This is a genomic window from Rhodococcus sp. PvR044, from assembly GCF_040548995.1.
Classification (GTDB): Bacteria; Actinomycetota; Actinomycetes; order Mycobacteriales; family Mycobacteriaceae; genus Rhodococcus_G; species Rhodococcus_G oryzae.
The window spans coordinates 399,254-414,281 of record NZ_JBEPSX010000003.1 but is presented as its reverse complement, the minus strand read 5'-3'; the positions used below and the strand labels follow the sequence as shown (position 1 = coordinate 414,281).

At 69.4% G+C, this 15,028-nt stretch carries 14 protein-coding genes; 7 read left to right on the top strand and 7 right to left on the bottom strand.

Features of this window, described 5'->3' with window-relative positions:
- Window positions 1-5: 5 nt before the first annotated feature.
- The 6 genes from ABIC28_RS10570 to ftsH all read right to left on the bottom strand — a co-directional run bounded on the left by ABIC28_RS10570 (window position 6) and on the right by ftsH (window position 5,292).
- The gene (locus tag ABIC28_RS10570) at window positions 6-473 is read right to left on the bottom strand and encodes a DUF3180 domain-containing protein (RefSeq protein ID WP_097212986.1); all 468 of its coding nucleotides are present in this window, start codon (window positions 471-473) and stop codon (window positions 6-8) included.
- A gap of 16 nt (window positions 474-489) precedes the next feature.
- Window positions 490-996, bottom strand: coding sequence for a 2-amino-4-hydroxy-6-hydroxymethyldihydropteridine diphosphokinase (gene folK, locus ABIC28_RS10565; RefSeq protein WP_097212913.1), 507 nt, complete (start codon window positions 994-996; stop codon window positions 490-492).
- On the bottom strand, window positions 993-1,367 hold the full coding sequence (folB, locus tag ABIC28_RS10560; RefSeq protein ID WP_077042992.1) for a dihydroneopterin aldolase: 375 nt from the start codon (window positions 1,365-1,367) through the stop codon (window positions 993-995). The genes folK and folB overlap by 4 nt, the downstream gene beginning before the upstream one ends.
- A complete protein-coding gene (gene folP, locus ABIC28_RS10555; protein ID WP_077043927.1) occupies window positions 1,360-2,196 on the bottom strand; it encodes a dihydropteroate synthase in 837 nt (278 codons plus the stop codon). Before folP ends, folB begins: the two co-directional genes overlap by 8 nt.
- An 8-nt stretch (window positions 2,197-2,204) precedes the next feature.
- Window positions 2,205-2,894, bottom strand: coding sequence for a GTP cyclohydrolase I FolE (gene folE / locus ABIC28_RS10550; RefSeq protein ID WP_257017584.1), 690 nt, complete (start codon window positions 2,892-2,894; stop codon window positions 2,205-2,207).
- 85 nt (window positions 2,895-2,979) lie between these two features.
- Window positions 2,980-5,292, bottom strand: coding sequence for an ATP-dependent zinc metalloprotease FtsH (gene ftsH, locus ABIC28_RS10545; RefSeq protein ID WP_097212911.1), 2,313 nt, complete (start codon window positions 5,290-5,292; stop codon window positions 2,980-2,982).
- 244 nt (window positions 5,293-5,536) lie between these two features.
- On the opposite strand from ftsH, the gene ABIC28_RS10540 reads away from it, so the two are divergent.
- The gene (locus tag ABIC28_RS10540; RefSeq protein ID WP_097212910.1) at window positions 5,537-6,169 is read left to right on the top strand and encodes a maleylpyruvate isomerase family mycothiol-dependent enzyme; all 633 of its coding nucleotides are present in this window, start codon (window positions 5,537-5,539) and stop codon (window positions 6,167-6,169) included.
- Window positions 6,170-6,179: 10 nt separating this feature from the next.
- Here the strand turns inward: ABIC28_RS10540 and ABIC28_RS10535 are convergent, their stop codons facing one another.
- The gene (locus ABIC28_RS10535) at window positions 6,180-7,547 is read right to left on the bottom strand and encodes an amidase (RefSeq protein ID WP_354578745.1); all 1,368 of its coding nucleotides are present in this window, start codon (window positions 7,545-7,547) and stop codon (window positions 6,180-6,182) included.
- A 202-nt stretch (window positions 7,548-7,749) separates the two neighbouring features.
- Here ABIC28_RS10535 and ABIC28_RS10530 point away from each other — a divergent pair, with 202 nt between their 5' ends.
- From ABIC28_RS10530 to ABIC28_RS10505, 6 genes are all read left to right on the top strand, one after another.
- Complete coding sequence (locus ABIC28_RS10530) at window positions 7,750-8,766, top strand: ATP-binding cassette domain-containing protein (RefSeq protein WP_354578743.1); 1,017 nt, start codon at window positions 7,750-7,752, stop codon at window positions 8,764-8,766.
- Between the two features lie 11 nt (window positions 8,767-8,777).
- Entirely contained in the window at window positions 8,778-9,566 is a 789-nt protein-coding gene (locus ABIC28_RS10525; RefSeq protein ID WP_097212985.1) for an ABC transporter permease, read from the top strand.
- Window positions 9,566-11,539, top strand: a complete 1,974-nt coding sequence (locus tag ABIC28_RS10520; protein ID WP_354578741.1) for a serine/threonine-protein kinase — start codon at window positions 9,566-9,568, stop codon at window positions 11,537-11,539. Before ABIC28_RS10525 ends, ABIC28_RS10520 begins: the two co-directional genes overlap by 1 nt.
- Before the next feature lie 59 nt (window positions 11,540-11,598).
- A complete protein-coding gene (locus ABIC28_RS10515) occupies window positions 11,599-13,899 on the top strand; it encodes a serine/threonine-protein kinase (RefSeq protein WP_502945006.1) in 2,301 nt (766 codons plus the stop codon).
- Between the two features lie 113 nt (window positions 13,900-14,012).
- On the top strand, window positions 14,013-14,549 hold the full coding sequence (locus ABIC28_RS10510; protein WP_354578739.1) for a DUF2231 domain-containing protein: 537 nt from the start codon (window positions 14,013-14,015) through the stop codon (window positions 14,547-14,549).
- 33 nt (window positions 14,550-14,582) lie between these two features.
- Entirely contained in the window at window positions 14,583-15,026 is a 444-nt protein-coding gene (locus tag ABIC28_RS10505; protein ID WP_354578737.1) for a hypothetical protein, read from the top strand.
- Window positions 15,027-15,028: the final 2 nt, after the last annotated feature.

Below are 15,028 nucleotides of genomic sequence, written 5' to 3'. Positions count from 1 at the left end.
CGCCGCTAGACGGCAGGCTCGTCCGGCGGTTCGTCCGGGGCCTTGCAGCAGTGCTCGAGCCAGAGCGCCGCGGCGACCAGCGCCACGCCCGCGACAAGACCGACGACGGTGCCAGCGGTGTCATCGGACGCCGCCTGAACCGTCGAGCGCTGCGGCAGCAGATACAGGAGCAATCCGAGCCAGACACCTGAAGTGGCGGCCCCCACCAGCGCCGAAGCCTTGGCCAGCGCCACCGCCCGCGCCGCGGTGATGGGGTGGAGCTGGCGCGGGCCCTGCCCGAGCTGATGCCCCCTGACCCGCGAACGGATCATGAAGGCGACGCCCATCTCGATGGCGGCGACGGGATAGAGCGAGGCGCCGGCGAACAGCGGGATCGGCGGGAGCGACCCATAGAAGGCGCGAACCAGCAGCCAGGTCGCGATGGCCGCGAAGGCCGCCAGCCCGAGCAGGTCCCGGATCCGGGTGGTCGACATCACCGGCGCACCACCGTCACGGCCGCACCAACCGGAGCTCGGTCCGCCGCACCCCGTCGCGCTCGGTGGCGTCGAGGTCGCCGAGCAGCTCTCGGGCGGGCACCCTGGCTCCCCGCACGGTCAGCGTGGCATCGGGGTCGATCTCCAGCCACGGGACGAGCACGAACGCCCGCTCGTGGGCCCGCGGATGCGGCAACGTCAATTCCGGGTCGGCACTGACGAGGCCGTCGCAGTCGACCACGTCCACGTCCAGGCTGCGCGGACCCCAGCGCTGTTCGCGCACCCGGTCCGCGGCAGCCTCCAGCTCTTGCCCGAACCGCAGCCAGCCGCGGCAGTCCAGCTCGGGATCGTCGGCGATCAGCGTCGCGTTGAGGAAATCCTGCTGCTCGACGCCGCCCCACGGCGCCGTCGCGTACACCCCGGACACCGCGACCAGGCGATCGCCGAGCGCGTCGACGACGGATCGCAGGTTCTCGAACGGGTCGCCGAGATTCGACCCGATGGAGAGCACCGCGCGACTCATCCGCGTAGGCCCTTGCGGGAACGGCGCGCCACGACGGCGACGTCGACGAAGGTCAGCGGGATCGGCGCCGACGGCTTGTGGACCGTCACCTCCACCGCGTTCACCCGATCGTCGGTCAGCACCGCGTCGGCGATTTCCCCCGCCACCGTCTCGATGAGGTCGCGCGAGGGGCCTGCCACGATCGCGGCCGCGGTCTCGGCGAGCTCGCCGTAGTGCATGGTGTCGGCGAGATCGTCCGAGGCCGCGGCGGGCGCCAGGTCCATCCACACCGTGACGTCGACGACGAAGTCCTGGCCGTCCCGCTTCTCGTGCTCGAAGACGCCGTGATTGCCGCGGACCCGCAACCCGCGCAACTCGATTCGATCAGCCATCGTGCTTCTCCTCAGCCGCGCTCCACGCGTTCACCACCGCGATCGCGTCGAGGGATCCCCGTGCGTCGTGCACCCGCACGCCCCAGGCGCCGCCGCGCGCGGCGAGGGCCGAGACGACGGCCGTTGCGACCTCGCGTCCGTCGGGTGCGCGGTCGCCGTGTTCATCCGCGAGCAGGCTGCCGAGGAAGCGCTTGCGGGAGGCCCCGATGAGCACCGGGAAACCCAGCGCGTTGAGCCGTGGCAGCGCGCCGAGCAGCGCCCAGTTGTGTTCGGCGGTCTTCGCGAATCCCAGCCCGGGATCGAGGATCAGCCGGCTCGGATCGACGCCTGCCCGAACCGCGAGGTCGACCTGGGTCAGCAGTTCCTCGCCGACCTCCGCCACCACGTCGTCGTAGTGTTCCACCCCGCCTGCGTGCACGTATTCGCCCGCGGAGCGCCAGTGCATCAGGATCCAGGGCAGGCCAGCGTCCGCCATCACCGCGGCCATCGCCGGATCGGCGCGGCCACCGGAGACGTCGTTGACGATCGTGGCCCCCGCCTCGATCGCGGCCGCGGCCACCGACGCGCGCATGGTGTCGACGCTGACCGTGATCTTCTCGGCCGCCAGGGCCGCGATCACCGGGCGGATGCGCTCGGCCTCGACCACCGGATCCACCCGCGCCGCACCGGGCCGGGTCGATTCGCCGCCAACGTCCACGATGTCCACGCCCAGCCGGCTCAGCTCGAGGCCGTGCTCGATCGCGGCGTCCTGGTCCAGGTAGCGGCCGCCGTCCGAGAACGAGTCGCTGGTGACGTTGAGGACTCCCATCACCACGCAGCGGCCCGGCATCGGCACCGTCACTTGCGCAGGATCAGGTCCAGAGCCTCGGAACGCGAGGCGGCACTCGACTGCAGCAGACCGCGCACGGCGGAGGTGGTGGTGCTGGCGCCCGGCTTCCTGATGCCGCGCATGGCCATGCACAGGTGCTCGGCCTCCACCACGACGATGACCCCGCGGGGATCGAGCTTGCGCACCATCGCGTCGGCGATCTGACTGGTCAACCGCTCCTGCACCTGCGGACGCTTCGCGTACAGGTCGACCAGTCGCGCGAGCTTCGAGAGCCCGGTGACCCGCCCGGTGGAGCCCGGGATGTAGCCGACGTGTGCGACGCCGTGGAACGACACCAGGTGATGCTCGCAGGTCGAGTACATCGGGATGTCGCGGACCAGCACCAGTTCCTGGTGTCCCTCGTCGAAGGTGGTGTTGAGCACCGAATCCGGATCCGTGTAGAGGCCCGCGAAGACCTCCCGGTATGCCCGGGCCACCCGGGCCGGGGTGTCGAGCAGACCCGGCCGATCCGGGTTCTCGCCGACCGCGATCAGCAGTTCACGAATCGCGGCCTCGGCGCGCGGCTGGTCGAAGACCCGCCCGGTCTCGACGCACTCGAGCGGCGCCGCGGCGACACGCTCCGGGGCCTCCGCTGCGTCGCGTTCCTGTGACGTCGATGCGTCACGGGAATTCGCACCACCGAGTTGATTGACCGACACGCGACCGAACCTCCACTCTCGCCGACCGTTACCCACCGACCACGCCGTGCGACGCGATCAGTGGGTAAGCCTAGTTACCGCCGGACTACTGCTGGCCGTTCGGCCCTTCCCAGCGCTCGGTTGCCGGCCCGCCCTCGTCCTCGGGCTTCTGCGGCGGACTCCACTGCGGATACCCGCCGTACGGGTTCTGCGGGTTCTGGGCGTGCTGCTGCGGCTGCTGGTGCTGCTGGTGCTCGCCCGCATCCCGCGGCGGCCAACCGGGCGCCGACCAACCGGCAGGCGCGCCGTAGTCCGGCATGGTGCCGTGCTGGGGCTGCTGCTGTCGCGGGTCCGGGTACGGCTGGTAACCGCCGCCGTTCGGAGCCGGCATCGGGTAGCCGTTCTGCGGACCCGGGACCGGAGCCGTGGGCGGAACCGTCTCGCGGGGCTTGCTGAAGGTCGGCTGCCGCACCGAGTCGTCGGGCAACGGCTCACCGCGCTCGATCGCCAGCTCACGCGGCGTCTTCACCGGCGGCTTGTCGGACGGCGTCCGACCACCGAAGTCGTTGAACGCGGTGATCCGGGGTCGCTTCTCCACACTCGAGAAGATCTGCTCCAGATCCTTGCGGGTGAGGGTCTCGCGCTCGAGCAGCTCGGTGGCCACCACGTCCAGCAGGTCGCGGTGCTCGTTGAGGATCGCCCACGCCTCGGTGTGCGCGGCCTCGATGAGGTTGCGCACCTCCTCGTCGATCTCCCTTGCGACCTCGTGTGAGTACTCGGAGCTCACTCCCATCGACCGGCCGAGGAACGGATCGCCCTGCTCCTGCCCGTAGCGGACCGCACCCAGCTTGGCGCTCATGCCGTACTCGGTGACCATCGCGCGGGCGATCTTGGTGGCCTGGTCGATATCGGACGATGCACCGGTGGTCGGCTCGTGGAAGACGAGCTCCTCGGCGGCGCGGCCGCCCATCGCCATCACCAGCCGGGCGATCATCTCCGAGCGGGTCATCAGGCCCTTGTCGTCCTCGGGCACCGTCATGGCGTGTCCGCCGGTGCGACCGCGGGCCAGGATGGTGACCTTGTAGATCGGCTCGATGTCCGGCATCGCCCAGGCGGCAAGGGTGTGCCCGCCCTCGTGGTACGCGGTGATCTTCTTCTCGTGCTCGCTGATGATCCGGCTCTTGCGGCGCGGGCCGCCGATGACGCGGTCGACCGACTCCTCGAGCGCCGCCTCCGTGATCAGGGCGCCGTTCTCGCGTGCGGTCAGGAGCGCGGCCTCGTTGATGACATTCGCCAGGTCAGCGCCCGACATACCGACGGTCCGCTTGGCCAGGCCCTCGAGGTCCGCGTGCTGATCGAGCGGCTTCCCCTGCGAATGCACCTTGAGGATCGCCCGGCGGCCCGCCAGGTCCGGGTTGCTCACCGGGATCTGCCGGTCGAACCGGCCAGGACGCAGCAGCGCCGGGTCGAGGATGTCGGGACGGTTGGTCGCGGCGATCAGGATGATGCCGGTGCGGTCGCCGAAGCCGTCCATCTCGACCAGCAGCTGGTTGAGGGTCTGCTCGCGCTCGTCGTGTCCGCCGCCGAGGCCTGCGCCACGCTGACGGCCGACCGCGTCGATCTCGTCGACGAAGATGATGCATGGGCTGTTCTGCTTGGCCTGCTCGAACAGGTCGCGCACCCGGGAGGCACCGACACCGACGAACATCTCGACGAAGTCCGAGCCCGAGATGGTGAAGAACGGCACCCCGGCCTCGCCCGCGACGGCCCTCGCGAGCAGCGTCTTACCGGTTCCTGGCGGGCCGTAGAGCAGGACGCCCTTCGGGATCTTCGCGCCGAGCGCCTGGTAGCGGGCCGGGTTCTGCAGGAAGTCCTTGATCTCGTACAGCTCTTCGACGGCCTCGTCGGCGCCTGCCACATCCGCGAACGTGGTCTTGGGCATGTCCTTGGTGAGCTGCTTGGCCTTCGACTTCCCGAAGCCCATCACGCCGCCGCGGCCACCGCCCTGCATCCGACCCATCACGAAGACGAACAGGCCGAGCAGGATCACCATCGGCAGTACGAACAGCAGGATCGAGGTCAGCCAGCTCTCCTGGCTCACCTTGGTGTTGTACTTCTCCACGCCCGCGTTCTGGACGGCGGTGAAGATCTGCTCGGAGGCCGCGCTCGGGTACTTCGCGAGGATCTGGTTCGAGTTGTCGGTCGCGTCGTTGCCCTGCTTCAGCGTCAGGCGGAGCTGTTGCTCGCGGTCGTCGATCTGCGCATCGGTGACGTTCTTCGCGTCGAGTTGGGCGATGGCCACCGAGGTGTCGACGTTCTTGTACCCGCGGGTGTCGTTACCGAAATAGCTGAACGCGTAAATGATCAGCAGGATGCCGGCGACAATCGCCAGGTTGCGAAACACAGTCTTGCGATTCATACAGGTTCAGCCTCTGCAGGCCAGTCCTTTCCAGTTCCGGTCGAGCACAGTGCGCCGGGTTCCGGCTGCTCACCGGAGGTTCAAGGTTACCGCGACCGCCGCGGGCAGTGTCCGTTAGCGCGGGCATCGGCGCGGAGCAGCTGTCGCAGCGGCTTCTGCCAAGTAGAACGCGCGGGCACAGCGGATGGTTCCGTGAGCCCCGCCACCGCGGGCGGCCGGATCCGGATGTCGATAGGCTGCGGCCATGACGCTGCCGTACCCCGAGGTCCTTGCGGAGATCGAGCGCTCGCAGGCGCGGCTGGAGGCCGCGGTCGCCGAACTGTCGGACGAGCAGGCCAGGGGCGACTCCCTGCTGCCGGGCTGGAGCCGAGGTCACGTCGTCACGCACCTCGCTCGCAACGCCGACGCGCTGAACCGGCTGGCCGCCGGTGTGTTGTCCGGGACCCGGCCCGAGATGTACCCGGGCGGGCGGGAGGCACGGGGCGCCGCCATCGAGGAGGGTGCGGACCGCCCCGTCGAGCTGCTGGACGCCGACCTGCGATTCGCCGGGCGACGGGTGATCGAATCACTGCGGAAAATCGGGGCCGACCAGCTCGACACCCCGGTGTCGTGGCGCAAGCCGACCGCAGCACGCGGCATCCCCGCGCTCCGCTGGTGCGAGCTCGAGATCCATCACGTCGACCTCGGCACCGGATACACCGCCCCGGATTGGCCCGACGCGTTCGTCGAGGAGATCCTGACGCGGGATCTGCCCGAACTCGCCGAGGCGGCGCCCGAGGTCGTGCCGCCGGAGCTGCCCCGGGCCGAGCTGCTGGCCTGGCTGGTCGGCAGGCCGACGCGCGCAGGGCTCCCCGAGCTGCCGGCCTGGCCGTTCTGACCCGCCGCTCTCACACGGCCGCGACCCGCGGCCAGGGCTGCAGCGCCTGCAGCTGCGCGGCCAGCGCGAGGATCCGCGCCTCCCCGCCCGGCGGCGCCGCGATCTGCACACCCAGCGGGGTGCCGGACTCGGGGTGCATTCCCATCGGCACGGTCACGGCCGGCCAGCCGATCAGGTTCCAGACCGGGGTGAACGGCGCGAAACGCACGGCCGCCATGACGTTCGACGGCCAGGACCGATCGCTCCAGCCGTGCGCCGCCATCGGCGGCCTGGCCAGCGTCGGGGTCAGCACCACGTCGAAATCCGCGAAGAACGCCCACATCGCGGCCTCCATCTTGTCCACCTGCCGAGCCCGGACGAGCCTGCGCATGGCGTGCCCGACCGCGATGTGCGTCCGGGTTCGCGCTTGCAGCAACGTGTGGTCGAGCCCCTCGGCGTAGGCGGCCGTGCCCGCAGTCCAGCGCGACACCAACGGAATCGGGCTCCTCGGGTACGGCAGTCTGGCGGGCGTGACCGTGTGCCCGGTCTCGCCGAGCACCTGTGCGGTGCGCTCTGCCCCGGCCCGCCAGTGCCGGTCCACCGGCGTCAGCGGGCTCGGCGAGCCTGCTGCCACCGCGACGCGCAGCCGCCCCGGATCGGCGAGCTCCGCCAACTCCGGGCGGTCCGCCATCACCGACAACAGCAACGCGGAGTCCTCGACGGTCGTCGTCAGCGGACCGTTCTCCGCCATCCCGAACCAGTTCTCACCCAACTCACGAGGCACAAGGCCGCTGCCGGGTTTGATGCCCACCAACCCGCAGGCGGCGGCCGGGATCCGGATCGAGCCGAGACAATCCGATCCGTGTGCCACCGGCACCATCCCCGCGGCCACCGAGGCGCCCGCGCCGCCGGATGACCCACCCGCCGTCAGCTCGTGGTTCCACGGGTTCTTGACGATCGAATCGTGCGAATCGGTCGACGGCCACACACACAGTTCGGACAGCCTGGTCATGGCGACCGGAACCGCACCCGCCCGGCGCAACCGATCGAGCACGGGATGGTTCTCGGTCGAGGCCTCCGCAACGGTGGTCGCGGATCCGTTCCCCAGCGGATGCCCCAGGATCGGGATGTTGTCCTTGATCGCGATGGGCACGCCCGCCAAGGGCAACGCCGACAGGTCCGGCCGCCCGGCGAGGGCCGCGGCCTCCGCACGCGCCTGCTCGCCACGCACGATCACGAACGAGTCCAGCTCGGGATCACGTTCTGAGATCCGCCTCAACGCGTCCTCGACCGCGTCGATCGGCGACAGCGCACCCGAGCGCACCCCGGCCGCGATCGCGGCAGCGGTGAATTCGAGTCGGGCGCCGGTGGACAGGGTCTCCACCGAAGGGTTGGACATACGCGATAACCGCCTCACCTGGTTGGTTCACTCGATCCTCCGGCCTCACGGCACGCGTCGCCAGGGACCCAGGGGTTGGGATCGACCACCCCATGGCAGGTTCCCAAGACCCGCGTATGGAGCGAAAACGGTTGCTGCCACCGGACCGGAGTGCGATCGTTGCAGGGCAAGCCCCAACCATCCACGTCACGCGGAGGTAGGCATGGCTGATGCAATCGTGGCCGAGGGACTGGTCAAGCGGTACGGCAAGGTGGTCGCCCTCGACGGGCTCGACCTCGCGGTACCCGAGGCCACCGTCCTCGCGCTACTCGGACCGAACGGTGCCGGGAAGACGACGGCGGTGCGCGTGTTCACGACACTGCTCGAACCCGACGAGGGGCACGCGACCGTCGACGGACTGGACGTGGTCGCCGACGCCAAGGACCTTCGCTCCCGGATCGGTGCATCCGGCCAGTACGCGGCGGTGGACGAGTACCTGACCGGCTTCGAGAACCTGGAGATGGTCGGGCGCCTGTACCACCTCGGCACCAAGTTCAGCAGGGACCGGGCGCGTGAGCTGCTCGAGCAGTTCGACCTCGTTGACGCCGCCGACCGCCCGGTCAAGGGGTATTCCGGCGGTATGCGCCGCCGCCTCGACCTGGCCGGGGCGCTGGTCGCGAACCCGCCGGTGCTGTTCCTCGACGAGCCGACGACCGGGCTCGATCCCAGGGCGCGACTCGGCCTATGGGACGTCATCGACGAACTCGTCTCTGGCGGCACCACACTGCTGCTCACCAGCCAGTACATGGACGAGGCGGACCGGCTTGCCGACTCCATCGCCGTGGTCGACCACGGCAGGGTGATCGCGAGAGGCACCTCGGACGAGCTCAAGGACCAGGTCGGCGGGGAGCGGATCGAGCTCGCCCTCGACCCGGGCGCCAGCCTCGATGACGCGCGGGCGGCACTGACCGCGCTGGCCGACGGTGAGATCCAGGTGGATCAGCACGCGCGCCGGATCACCGTTCCGGTGGCCGACGGGTCCAGCGCCCTCGTCGCCGCCCTTGGGAGCCTGGCGGGACGGAACGTGACGGTCACCGACGTCGCCCTGCGCAGACCCACCCTCGACGACGTGTTCCTCGCGCTGACCGGCCACCAGGCCGAGCAGGCCGGGAACGGAGCCGACAAGGCCGATGTCGGCAACCAGAGCAGCGAAGGTCGGCATCGGGAGCGTGCGTCGTGAACGGGCTGGAGATGGCGGTCCGCGACGGGGCGACGATCGCCAAGCGCAACGTCATCAAGATCAGGCGGGTGCCGGACCTGCTGATCTTCACGACGCTGTCGCCGATCATGTTCGTGTTGCTGTTCGCGTACGTCTTCGGCAGCTCCATCGAGGTGCCGGGGATGTCGTACAAGGAGTTCCTGATCGCGGGCATCTTCACCCAGTCGGTCATCTTCGGCGCCACCTGGACCGGGCTCGGGCTCGCCGAGGACATCCAGAAGGGGTTCATCGACCGGTTCCGGTCGCTGCCGATGGCCCAGTCCGCGGTGCTCGTCGGGCGCACCACCAGCGACGTGTTGATCAACGTCGTGAGCCTGGTCGTGATGTCGCTGGCCGGACTGGCGGTGGGCTGGCGGATCCACACCTCCGTGCTCGAGGCCGCGGCCGCCTACGTGCTGCTGCTGCTGTTCGCCTACGCCCTGTCCTGGGTGATGGCCGTGGTGGGGCTGTGGATCCGCACGCCGGAGGTGTACAGCAACGCCAGCTTCATGGTGATCTTCCCGCTCTCGTTCATCGCGAACACCTTCGTCCCCACCACGAATCTGCCCCCGGTGCTCAAGGTCATCGCCGAGTGGAACCCCGTCTCGGCGGTGACGCAGGCGGTCCGCGAACTGTTCGGCAACACCAACCCCGCACTCGTGGTACCGGACGTGTGGCCCCTGCAGAACCCGGTGGTGGCCTCCCTCGCCTGGATCGTCGGGATTCTCGTGGTGTTCGTGCCGTTCGCGATCCATCGCTACAAGAAGGCGGTCAGTCGCTGATGGACCCGACCGTTCGGTCGACGCCCGAGGCGACGGTCGCGGCGGACTCGACGGGTGATTCCTACCCGCGCATCCTGTCCCCCGAACGGATCGACGACGAACGCTCATCGTCGCTCGGTCCGAGCGAGGCGGTCGGCGACATCGATGTCGACGTCGGACAACGCATCGACGACTTCGACCTGCTCATGAGGCTCGGTCGCGGCGCGTTCGCCCGGGTCTTCCTCGCCCGGCAACGCTCGATGCACCGGCTGGTCGCGGTGAAGATCTCGCGAGACCACGGCACCGAACCGCAGACGATGGCCCAGCTCGACCACGACTACATCGTCCGGGTCTTCGACCAACGCCAACTCGAGGGCCTCGGGGTGAAGCTGCTCTACATGCAGTACGTCCCCGGCGGCACCCTGCTCGCCGTGTTGCGCCGGATCCGGAAGGCCCCGCAGGAGCCACGAGGTGGCCAGGTGCTGCTCGACGCGATCGACAGCGAGCTCGAGGCCAAGGGCGAGATCAGGCCGACCGACTCCAGCGTGCGGGCCGAGATCGCCGCCCTGTCCTGGCCGGAGACGATCGCCTGGCTGGGCAGGCGCCTCGCCGAGGCGCTCGACCACGCGAGCAGGCACGGCGTGATCCACCGCGACATCAAGCCGGCGAACGTGCTGCTCACCGCGGAGGGTGTCCCCAAACTCACGGATTTCAACATCAGCTTCAGCAACCGCCTCGACGGCATGAGTCCGGTCGCGTACTTCGGCGGCTCGCTGGCCTACATGTCGCCGGAGCAACTGGCTGCGCGGCACCCGAACAAGCCCGGGACCGCCGCCGACCTCGACACCCGCAGCGACATCTTCGCGCTCGGCGTCATGCTGTGGGAGCTGCTGACCGGCAAACGGCCCTTCCGCGACGCGATCGACGCCGACGAGTCGGACGCCTCGCTCGGCACCATGCTGGATCTGCGCAGACATCGGATCGACCCGCAGATCCAGGCCGAGCTGCCGCCCGACTGCCCGGCCACCCTGCGCCGCGTACTGCTGACCTGCCTCGAACCCGACCCGCGGGACCGCTGGCCGACGGGCGCGGATCTGGCCCAGCAATTCGAGCTGTGCCTGGATCCGCAAGCCCGCGACCTGGTCGATCCGCCGCCCGGCAGCTGGCGGCTGCGGCTGCGCCCGTGGGCGGTACCGATCATCGTGGCCGGGATCCTTGTGCCCAACGCTTTGGCCGGCCTCTACAACTACACGCACAACCGCACGCTGATCGTCAGCAAGCTGTCCCTGGCGGCGCAGGACCATTTCGGGCAGATCCAGCTGGTCATCACCGTGATCACCTTCCCGCTGATGGCGGTGCTGCTGGCCTCCCTGTGCAGGCGCCCCATCCGGGTGTCGCGGGCGTTGGCGCGCGGCCACGTCTTCGACGCCAGGACCCTCGGCCGGGCCCGGACCGACGCCCTGCTGCTCGGCGACCGGGTGGTGGTCCTCTTCTTCGCGGCCTGGTGGGTCGCGACCGCCGTCAACCTGATCCTGCTGCACGTCGCCGGCGGATCGATCCAGCCGGGGGCGTACCTGCACTTCCTCGCCTCTACCGTGGTGTGCGGCGCCATCGCGGTGGCCTACCCGTTCTTCCTGGTGACCTTCTACGTCGTGCGCTGCGTGTACCCGGTGCTGCTGCCGCCGGGCATCATCAGCGGCATCGACGCCGGGCTGCTGCGAGGGCTGGAGCGGCGCAGTACCCGCTACCTGGCCGTCGCCGCCTCCATCCCGTTGGTGGGGATCGCCGGGGCGACGTTCCTGCCCGTCGACGAGCTGGGGGCGGTCGTCGTGCCGATCCGGGTGCTCTGCCTGGGAGCGATCGTCGCGTTCGTCGGGGCCTACTGGATGTTCCGGCAGCTCGAGCAGGACCTGCACGCACTCGAACGAGTGGTGTCGGGCGAACCCGGTCCCGCATTGAGCCTCCGCGCTCACACCCCAGCGGCGCTATCCTGACGAGGGGCTTCCCTCACGACATCGAGCGCCGCAGGCGCACGAGACAGTCCGAGGTTTTCGTGACGAAACGGACCATTCGACCAGCACCGGACCCTACGGTCGCGGCGCAACCCTCGCCGGACTCGACGGTCGCGGCGCAGTCATCGCTGGACTCGACGGTCGCGGCGCAGTCCCCGGTCGCCCGTTTCACGGCCCAGTGGGAGACGACCGGCACTCCCCCGAATCTCGCGGACTACCTCCCCAACGAGCGGGCGGACCAGCGGCGCGGCTCGTTGATCGAACTGATCAGGGTCGACCTACGATACCGATGGCTCGATTACGACAAGCCCAAGAGACTCGCCGCCTATCGCGAGGAGTTCCCCGAGCTGAAGTCCGAGCCGCTGCCGCCCGAGCTGATCGATGAGGAGTTCCGCCTGCGGCGCCAGAGCGGGCTCACCGTGGAGGCCAGCGACTACTCGCGGGACTTTCCGGAGGAGTCCCACGTGATCGAGCAATCGCCGATTCCCGGCGACGAGAAGTCCACGCTGATCGCGAAGCCCGCCGCGGAGACGGCGCTCGACGACATCGACGTCGGCCAGCGGGTGGACGACTTCGACCTGTTGATGGGTCTGGGACGGGGCGCGTTCGCCCGGGTCTTCCTCGCCCGCCAACTCTCGATGCAACGCCTGGTCGCGGTGAAGATGTCCCACGACCACGGCACCGAACCGCAGACCCTGGCCCAGCTGGACCACGACTACATCGTCCGGGTCTTCGACCAGCGGGTCCTCGACGAACACAAGCTGAAACTGCTCTACATGCAGTACGTGCCCGGGGGCACCCTGCTCGGGGTGCTGCGGCGGGTCCAGGCGACACCGCCCGAGGACCGCAGCGGACAGCTCCTGTTGGACGTGATCGACGATGCGCTCGAGGCCAAGGGCGAGATCCGGCCTGCCGATTCCAGCGTCCGGCCCGAGATCGCATCCCTGAGCTGGCCGGAGACCGTCGCGTGGCTGGGCCGCCGACTGGCGGAGGCACTGGACTACGCGGGCAAACACGGCGTGCTGCACCGCGACATCAAACCGGCGAACGTGCTGCTCACCGCCGACGGGGTGCCGAAGCTCGCCGACTTCAACATCAGCTTCAGCGACACCGTGGCCGGCACGAGCCCCGTCGCGTATTTCGGCGGGTCCCTGGCCTACATGTCGCCCGAACAACTCGAGGCCTGCCATCCGGGCCTGCCGGGCACGGCGAGCGACCTCGACACCCGCAGCGACATCTTCGGGCTCGGGGTGATGCTGTGGGAGTTGCTCACGGGCACGCGCCCCTTCGACGACTCCGAGGCGGGCGGCCAGTCGGAGAAGTCGCTGGAACGGATGCTGGCGGTCCGCGAGCGCGGCGTCGACGCGGAGGCGCAGGCCCAGCTGCCCTCCGACTGCCCCGCCGCCATGAAGCGGGTGCTGCTGACCTGCCTCGCACCGGACCCGAGCCGCCGGTGGTCGACGGGTGCGGAGCTGGCCCAGCAGTTCGAACTGTGTCTGGACCCGCGGGCCCGGGACCTCGTCGACCCCGATCCGCGGAGCTGGCGGATGCGGCTGCGACGCCTGGTGGTCCCGATCACCGTGCTGGCGGTGCTGGTCCCGAACGTGCTGGCGAGCGTCTACAACTACCACCACAACAAATCGCTGATCGTCAGCAACCTGTCACTGGAGGCCCAGCAGAAGTTCGAGCAGGTCCAGACCGTGATCAACAGCATCGCGTTCCCGATCGGCATCGTGGTGGTGCTGTACCTGAGCCGCTATCCGATGCGGATGCCGCGTGGGCTGCGCAAAGGCCGGACGTATGACAAACAGACGCTGGCGAAGGCTCGAAGCGACACCCTGCTGCTGGCCGACCGGACCGTGCTCGTCGTCTTCGGGATGTGGTCGGTGGCCGGAATCGCGTATCCGATCTCCCTGCAGGCCGTCGCGGGTGAGATACCGCGGGACGCCTACATACATTTCATCGGCTCGCTGATCGTGTGCGGGGCGATCGCGGTCGCGTACCCGTTCTTCCTGGTGACCTTCTACCTGATGCGGTGCATCTATCCGATGATGCTGCCGCAGGGGATCACCAGCAGCGACGACGCCCGCAAACTGCGCGGGCTCAGCAGGCGCAGCGTCCGTTACCTGGCGCTGGCCGCCTCGGTGCCGCTGGTCGGGGTGGCCGGTGTGACCTTCCTGTCCTCCGACGAGATCACGTCCGTGATCGTGGCCGTCCGGGTGCTGTGTGTCGGGGCCATCGCCGCCTTCATCGTCGTGTACTGGCTGTTCCGGCAGTTGGAGAAGGACCTGCGCGCGCTGGAGCGGGTCGTCTCGCACGAGCCGGCGACCCGGTCCACATGACCGGCGCAGCCGTGAGGTCGTAGCCGAGATTCCCTCGGCCTCGCGTCTTGACCGACGGGTCAGCGAGGAACAGGCTGATAGGTGAACTTGCAGACCAGTGGGTCGGTGAATGCATGTCTGAGCAAGCAGATCACGGAAAGCGCCCGGTGAGCGCGGTACTCGCGGGGCCGTACGGGCATCCTTTCCACCCGATCCTGGTGACGGTGCCGATCGGTGCGTGGGTCAGCAGCCTGGTGTTCGACGTCTCTTCCCGAATCGTCGGGGATCCGGGCTTCCTGACCAAGGGGTCGCTGTGGCTCATCGCGATCGGCGTGCTCGGCGCGCTGGCCGCGGCGACGATCGGATTCCTCGACCTGATGGCCATCCCCACGGGGACCCCGGCATTCCGAACCGGTGTGACGCACATGTCGCTGAACCTCGCGGTCACCGCCTCGTATGCGGTGAACTTCGTGTGGCGCCACGCCGACTACGGAACCCCGGACGCGGTGGACATCGGCCAGCTCGCGCTCTCCGCGGTGTCGCTGGCCGGGTTGGCCGCCGCGGGCTATCTCGGCGGCCGGCTCGTCTTCCGCGACGGAGTGCGGGTCGCGGACGAAGCGACCCAGGCCGACGCATTCGAGCACCGTCCCCGACTCGACCGGCACCCATAGACCCGATCCGTCCACCCCTGCCTAGGAGATGACATGGGTATCGCAGCTCTCGTGACCTGGCTACTGACGGCCGCAGGCGGCTTCTACCTACTCGCGACCTGGATCGCCAAAGGCGGTGTGCGGCAACCACGGACGAGCCATTTCCCGCCCGCCGTGATCTTCGGGCACTTCCTTCTTGCCGTGATCGGGTTGGTCGTCTGGATCGTGTATCTCGTCGTCGACGAGGACGCCCTCGCGTGGACAGCCTTCGTGCTGCTGCTCCCGGTTGCGCTCCTCGGTTTCACGATGCTGATCCGCTGGATCCCCGTCTACCGCGCGGCCGGGGCGAGCGCGGGGAACGGCGGGGCTTCGGCGCCGGGCTCGGCCCCGAACGGCGCGCCGGAGACACACTTCCCGGTGGCCGCCGTCGCCGGCCACGGGACCTTCGCTGTCGTCACCGTCGTCCTGGTGCTGCTGACGGCCCTCGGCGTGGGCTGACG

Coding starts and splice junctions, on each gene's coding strand:
- ABIC28_RS10570 (WP_097212986.1), bottom strand. CDS start 473: ATGTCGACCACCCGGATCCGGGACCTGCTCGGGCTGGCGGCCTTCGCG.
- folK (WP_097212913.1), bottom strand. CDS start 996: ATGAGTCGCGCGGTGCTCTCCATCGGGTCGAATCTCGGCGACCCGTTC.
- folB (WP_077042992.1), bottom strand. CDS start 1,367: ATGGCTGATCGAATCGAGTTGCGCGGGTTGCGGGTCCGCGGCAATCAC.
- folP (WP_077043927.1), bottom strand. CDS start 2,196: ATGCCGGGCCGCTGCGTGGTGATGGGAGTCCTCAACGTCACCAGCGAC.
- ftsH (WP_097212911.1), bottom strand. CDS start 5,292: ATGAATCGCAAGACTGTGTTTCGCAACCTGGCGATTGTCGCCGGCATC.
- ABIC28_RS10540 (WP_097212910.1), top strand. CDS start 5,537: ATGACGCTGCCGTACCCCGAGGTCCTTGCGGAGATCGAGCGCTCGCAG.
- ABIC28_RS10535 (WP_354578745.1), bottom strand. CDS start 7,547: ATGTCCAACCCTTCGGTGGAGACCCTGTCCACCGGCGCCCGACTCGAA.
- ABIC28_RS10530 (WP_354578743.1), top strand. CDS start 7,750: ATGGCTGATGCAATCGTGGCCGAGGGACTGGTCAAGCGGTACGGCAAG.
- ABIC28_RS10525 (WP_097212985.1), top strand. CDS start 8,778: ATGGCGGTCCGCGACGGGGCGACGATCGCCAAGCGCAACGTCATCAAG.
- ABIC28_RS10520 (WP_354578741.1), top strand. CDS start 9,566: ATGGACCCGACCGTTCGGTCGACGCCCGAGGCGACGGTCGCGGCGGAC.
- ABIC28_RS10510 (WP_354578739.1), top strand. CDS start 14,013: ATGTCTGAGCAAGCAGATCACGGAAAGCGCCCGGTGAGCGCGGTACTC.
- ABIC28_RS10505 (WP_354578737.1), top strand. CDS start 14,583: ATGGGTATCGCAGCTCTCGTGACCTGGCTACTGACGGCCGCAGGCGGC.